This is a genomic window from Streptomyces sp. NPDC054841, from assembly GCF_053611045.1.
In genome coordinates, this window is sequence record NZ_JBSGZO010000500.1 from 1 (window position 1) to 5,845 (window position 5,845).

Sequence of the window (5,845 nt, forward strand, 5' to 3'; positions counted from 1 at the left end):
CGGCAGGCCCGGCCCGTCCGGCGGAGGAGCGGAGCCCGGGCGAGGAGCGGAGTCCGGGCGGGGCCCCGGGTCAGGCCCAGAGCTGGCCGTGCAGCGTTTCGATCGCGGCCTCGGTCGTCGGGGCCGTGTAGACGCCCGTCGAGAGGTACTTCCAGCCGCCGTCGGCGACGACGAAGACGATGTCCGCGGACTCGCCCGCCTTGAGCGCCTTCTTGCCGACACCGATCGCGGCGTGCAGCGCCGCGCCCGTGGACACGCCCGCGAAGATGCCCTCCTGCTGCAGGAGCTCACGGGTGCGGGCGACCGCGTCGGCCGAGCCGACCGAGAAGCGGGAGGTGAGGACGGAGGCGTCGTACAGCTCCGGGACGAAGCCCTCGTCGAGGTTGCGCAGGCCGTAGACGAGGTCGTCGTAGCGCGGTTCCGCTGCGACGATCTTGATGTCGGGCTTGTGCTCGCGCAGGAAGCGGCCGACACCCATGAGCGTGCCCGTGGTGCCGAGGCCCGCGACGAAGTGGGTGACGGAGGGCAGGTCGGCGAGGATCTCGGGGCCGGTGGTGGCGTAGTGGGCGCCCGCGTTGTCCGGGTTGCCGTACTGGTAGAGCATCACCCAGTCCGGATGTTCGGCGGCCAGCTCCTTCGCGACGCGGACCGCCGTGTTGGAGCCGCCCGCGGCCGGCGACGAGATGATCTCGGCGCCCCACATCGTGAGCAGGTCACGGCGCTCCTGCGAGGTGTTCTCCGGCATCACGCAGACGATGCCGTAGCCCTTGAGCTTCGCCGCCATCGCCAGCGAGATCCCGGTGTTGCCGCTGGTCGGCTCCAGGATCGTGCAGCCGGGGGTGAGCCGGCCGTCCTTCTCCGCCTGCTCGATCATGTGGAGCGCGGGGCGGTCCTTGACCGAGCCGGTCGGGTTGCGGTCCTCGAGCTTGGCCCAGATGCGGACGTCCTCCGACAGGGAGAGCCGGGGCAGCCGGACCAGCGGCGTGTTGCCGACCGCGGCGAGCGGGGAGTCGTAGCGCATCCGGGATCAGACCATGCCGCCGGCCACGGCCGGCAGAATCGTGACGTTGTCGCCGTCGGACAGCTTGGTGGAGATGCCGTCGAGGAAACGGACGTCCTCGTCGTTCAGGTACACGTTCACGAAGCGCCGCAGCTGGTCCCCGTCCACGATCCGGGCCTGGATTCCGGTGTGCCGGGTCTCCAGGTCGGCGAAGAGCTCGGCGAGGGTGTCCCCGTTGCCCTCCACGGCCTTGGCGCCGTCGGTGTAGGTGCGGAGGATGGTCGGGATGCGGACCTCGATGGCCATGGCATGGGCTCCTGTCGGAAGGACGTAGGGGCGATACGTGTGGGGCGCGCGGCTCGGCCCCCCGCGCGGGGGTTGGTGCGGAGGGTGGTGCGCTCGGGGCCGTGGCTCAGGCCGGACGGCGGTCCGCGCAGCGCGTACAGATGGCGCTGGCGAGGCGGCACAGGTCGACGTGCAGCCGCGCAACGAGCAGCATGCCCGGCGTCTTCTCGCTCACGTCGTTCGAAACCATGCGGTCATCGTAACGATTCCCGCTCCGGCTCCCGGAATGTGATCTCGCATCGTGGACCCGAACTGTTCGCCAGGTGGACACCCGGTGCTCAGTACGCCTCGACGATCTTGACGTCCTCCTCGGTGACCTCGCCCTCGACGATCCGGAACGAGCGGAACTGGAACGGACCTGCGTCGTCCGTGTCCGCCGTCGACACCAGGACGTAGTGCGCGCCGGGCTCGTTGGCGTACGAGATGTCGGTACGGGACGGGTGGGCCTCGGTCGCCGTGTGGGAGTGGTAGATGATCACCGGCTCCTCGTCGCGGTCGTCCATCTCCCGGTACAGCTTGAGCAGATCCGCCGAGTCGAACTCGTAGAACGTGGGCGAGCGGGCGGCGTTCAGCATCGGGATGAACCGCTCGGGCCGTCCCTCGCCGACGGGTCCCGCGACCACGCCGCATGCCTCGTCGGGGTGGTCCGCGCGGGCGTGGGCGACGATCCGGTCGTACAGGGCCTGGGTGATGGTCAGCATGGGGACGAGAATAGGCGGACGGCCACCGGATCTGAGATCCGGGGACCATTGACTGAGATCATTCCCGCGGCACGGAAGCCCTGTCCCGCCGTCGGGCGCGGCGACGAGAGGGCGCGGAGAGCGGGAACCGGGCCCGCCGCACGAACGGGCACCGGCATGACGCACGCGAACCGGACTGCGGACCGGACTGCGGACCGGGCTGCGGACCGGAAGATCCCCTCCCGCGGGGGCGCCGAGGACCGACGGCCTGTGGGGCCGTACCACTAGGCGGCGACCGTCACCGAAAAGCGCGGCGCTGATCGACCGAAAAGCTACAACCCTTCGGCAGAGCGCAGTTGACGGTGCGTCGGCGGCTCTGGTGGCATGAGGACGTGCCACGGGGGTGGCCGGAAGTCTTTCTCGACTCGGGATGCCAGAGCACCGTTCACCGCGTGAGGCGGGGCTTTTCCAGGAATTTCTTTCACCTTTCCCCGGCATGCCTCCGACGCGATGCCGGCCCTCGTCGGGCCCGAATTCGTCCCGCATTGAAGAGAACTAGGAATCCACCGTTGCCAACCCCGCCGACAGTCGAAGAACTCGTGGCCGAGTACGAGCAGGAGCGGCCGATGCGACGGCTCTCGTCGCCCGTACGCGCCGTCGTGTCCGCCGTCTGCGCCGTGCTGTCGGTCTTCGCGCTCTACGTGGTCTTCTTCCCGCTGGAAGAAGGACCCCAGTACTACGTCACCGTCTTTCTCGCGGTGGCGCTACCGCTGTGCTTCCTCACGCACCGCGGGACCGTGCGCATTCCGGCCCTCCGGCTGCCCTGGCGTCCCTCGGGCGGGACCGCCCCGGGCGCCGGGAAATCGGGTGCGGAAGTGCCGGGCGCGGAAGTGCCGGGCGCGGAAGTGCCGGGCGCCGGCAAGAACGCAGCTGAGAAGAACACCGCCGGAAAGAAGGACGATCCGGGCTTCGTCGACTGGGCACTCGCGGCGCTCGCCGTGGCGGCCGGCGTGTACCCCCTCATCGGCTTCCAGGAGTTCCACGAACGGCTCCAGCTGCCCACCTCCCTCGACACCGTCTCCGGACTGCTGCTGCTCCTGCTGGTCCTGGAGGCCTGCCGGCGGACCACCGGCTGGGTGCTGCCGGCGTTCTGCGTGGGCTTCCTGCTCTACGCCTACTACGGCGGGCTGCTCCCGTACGACTGGTCCCTGGCGCACGGCGGCTTCGACGCCAACGCGATCCTCGCCAACCTCTCCATGGGCGCCGACGGCTTCTACGGAATGCCGCTGAAAGTGGCCGCCACCTACATCGTGCTGTTCACCGTCTACGGGACCGTGCTGGACCTGTCCGGGGCCGGTGCGTTCTTCATCAACCTGTCCCTCGCGGCCTTCCGCGGTTCCCGCAGTGCCCCGGGGCGCACGGTGACGGCCGCGGGACTCCTCATGGGAACGGTGTCCGGCTCCGGGTCCGCGACCGCGGTCAGCCTGGGTTCGGTCGCCTGGCCCCTGCTGCGGCGCGCCGGCTACTCGAAGGAGAAGGCGGGGGGCGTACTCGCCGCCGCGGGGATCGGAGCGATCCTTTCGCCCCCCACCCTCGGCGCCGCCGCCTTCGTCATCGCCGAGTACCTGAAGACGAGCTACCTCACCGTCCTGCTGTACGCCACCGTGCCGATGCTCCTCTACTACCTCGGCATCCTGCTGGCGATCGAGATCGACGCCCGGAAGAACCTCACCGGGACGGTGGAGACGGAGCCGCGATCCGCGCTGAGGCTGCTCGCCAGGTTCGGCTACCACTTCCTCTCGCTGTTCCTGATCATCGGCTTCATGGCGGTGGACCTGCCTCCCTTCAAGGCGGTGGTCTACGCGACGGGCGTGCAGTTCGTGCTCTCGTTCCTCGACCCGGCGCACCGGCTGACCCCAAGGCGGCTGTACGAGGCACTCGCGCAGGGCAGCAGGTCGGCGCTGCCGGTGGTGGCCACCTGCGCCGCCGCGGGAATCATCGTCGCCGTCGTCACCCAGACGGGGCTGGGCCTCAATCTCGCCACGATCATCGTGGACTTCGCGGGAGCCTTCGGCAGCGACCCCACGGTGCAGCTCACGCTGACCGCTCTGTTCGCCGCGGTCTCGGTCTCCGTCCTGGGGCTCGCCGTGCCGGTGACCGCGTCGTTCATCATCTCCGCCGTGATCATCGCGCCGGCGATGACCTCCCTGGGCGTCACCGCTCCGGAGGCGTACATGTTCATCTTCTACTACGCCGTGCTCTCCGAGGTGACTCCGCCCACGGCGCTTGCCGCCGCGGCGGCCGCGGCCATCACCGGCGGCAGCCCCCTCCGGACGATGAACGAGACCTGGAAGTACTCCCTGCCCGCGTTCCTGATCCCGTTCTCCTTCGTGCTGACCGACAACGGCACGCATCTGCTCGGGCAGGGAGCGGTCGCGGACATCGCCTGGGTCACCGCGGTCTCGGCCCTCGCGGTCGCCGCACTGGCCGCCGCCACCGGAGGCTGGCTGCTCGGGCCGAGCACCCTGCTCGAACGCCTCCTCTGCGCCGCCTCCGCGGTGCTCCTGCTCTACCTCGTACCCGTTTCCCTCGTCGCCGGTTCGGCGCTGCTGGCACTCGCGCTCGGCATTCACACGGTGCGTCGCCGCCGTCCGGACTCCGGCGCACCCTGTGCCGCCGTCCGGCCCCGTAGCGAAACATCCCTGATGAAAGGCAGTCCCAACCGATGAAGCACACGCGTCTCCGAGCCCTCGGTCTGGCCGCCGTGGCGGTCGCCTTGACCCTCACCGCCACCGGCTGCGGCGGGAAGCAGGAGAACCAAGCGGACAAGGGCGCCGCCGCCGACGGCGGGCGGATCACGATCGCGACCGGCAACACCACCGGGGTCTACTACCAGCTCGGCGGTGGCCTGGCCAAGATGATCTCGGAGGACATCAAGGGCTACCGGGCGACCGCGACCGCCACCGGCGGGTCGGTGCAGAACATCCAGGGCATCGTCGCCGGTGACTACGACCTGGGGTTCTCACTGCTCGACAGCGCCGACGACGCCGTGCACGGCAAGGGCGGGTTCACCCAGCCGCAGCCCGTGGAGGCGCTGGCCCGGCTCTACCCGAACTACACCCAGGTGGTCGTCCGGGCCGACTCCGGCATCAAGTCCCTGGCGGACATGAAGGGCAAGCGAGTCTCGACCGGAGCGCCGGCTTCCGGCACCGAGGTGATCGCCAAGAGGCTGCTGCGGGCGGGCGGGCTCGACATGGACAAGGACGTGAAGGCACAGCACCTGGGGCTGCCCGAGACGGTGGAGGCCATGAAGGACGGCACCGTGGACGCCCTGTTCTGGTCCGGGGGACTGCCCACCGCGGGCATCACCGACCTCACCACCACGCTGGGCGGCAAGGTGCGCTTCCTCGACGTCACCCCGGTGCTGCCGGCGCTGCGCAAGGAGTTCGGCAGCGTCTACGAGCAGGGCTCCATCCCGGCCTCCGCGTACAAGCAGCCGGCCGATGTGCCGACGGTGATCGTGCCCAATGTGCTCCTGGTGAAGAAGGGCTTCGACCCTGAGCTGGCCGGAAAGATCGTCGATGTGCTCTTCGGCCGACAGGCCGACCTGGAGAAGGTGAACGCGGCGGCCAAGGGGAACTCCATCGCCGGAGCCGCAAAGACCGATTCGGTGCCGCTGAACCCCGGCGCCAAGAGGGCCATAGAGGCCAGGGCCGGCAGGTCCTGACCCCCGCTCTCAATGGCGCAGGGCGTCCGGCCGTCCCCGGACGCCCTGCGGCACCGATCCCCACCGCCCCCTGACACTGACACTGTGTCAGCG

At 69.8% G+C, this 5,845-nt stretch carries 6 protein-coding genes; 2 read left to right on the top strand and 4 right to left on the bottom strand.

From position 1 onward, the window contains the following. Nucleotides 1-70: 70 nt before the first annotated feature. The 4 genes from ACWGI8_RS37725 to ACWGI8_RS37740 all read right to left on the bottom strand — a co-directional run bounded on the left by ACWGI8_RS37725 (nucleotide 71) and on the right by ACWGI8_RS37740 (nucleotide 2,046). The gene (locus ACWGI8_RS37725; protein ID WP_453667950.1) at nucleotides 71-1,021 is read right to left on the bottom strand and encodes a PLP-dependent cysteine synthase family protein; all 951 of its coding nucleotides are present in this window, start codon (nucleotides 1,019-1,021) and stop codon (nucleotides 71-73) included. Nucleotides 1,022-1,027: 6 nt separating this feature from the next. Then, the gene (locus ACWGI8_RS37730) at nucleotides 1,028-1,306 is read right to left on the bottom strand and encodes a MoaD/ThiS family protein (RefSeq protein ID WP_453667951.1); all 279 of its coding nucleotides are present in this window, start codon (nucleotides 1,304-1,306) and stop codon (nucleotides 1,028-1,030) included. A 106-nt stretch (nucleotides 1,307-1,412) separates the two neighbouring features. Further along, entirely contained in the window at nucleotides 1,413-1,535 is a 123-nt protein-coding gene (locus tag ACWGI8_RS37735; protein WP_453667952.1) for a putative leader peptide, read from the bottom strand. Nucleotides 1,536-1,623: 88 nt separating this feature from the next. Further along, nucleotides 1,624-2,046, bottom strand: coding sequence for a Mov34/MPN/PAD-1 family protein (locus tag ACWGI8_RS37740; protein ID WP_453667953.1), 423 nt, complete (start codon nucleotides 2,044-2,046; stop codon nucleotides 1,624-1,626). Between the two features lie 548 nt (nucleotides 2,047-2,594). On the opposite strand from ACWGI8_RS37740, the gene ACWGI8_RS37745 reads away from it, so the two are divergent. Both ACWGI8_RS37745 and ACWGI8_RS37750 read left to right on the top strand, forming a co-directional pair. After that, complete coding sequence (locus ACWGI8_RS37745; protein WP_453667954.1) at nucleotides 2,595-4,754, top strand: TRAP transporter permease; 2,160 nt, start codon at nucleotides 2,595-2,597, stop codon at nucleotides 4,752-4,754. Beyond that, complete coding sequence (locus ACWGI8_RS37750; RefSeq protein ID WP_453667955.1) at nucleotides 4,751-5,752, top strand: TAXI family TRAP transporter solute-binding subunit; 1,002 nt, start codon at nucleotides 4,751-4,753, stop codon at nucleotides 5,750-5,752. The genes ACWGI8_RS37745 and ACWGI8_RS37750 overlap by 4 nt, the downstream gene beginning before the upstream one ends. Nucleotides 5,753-5,845 lie beyond the last annotated feature (93 nt).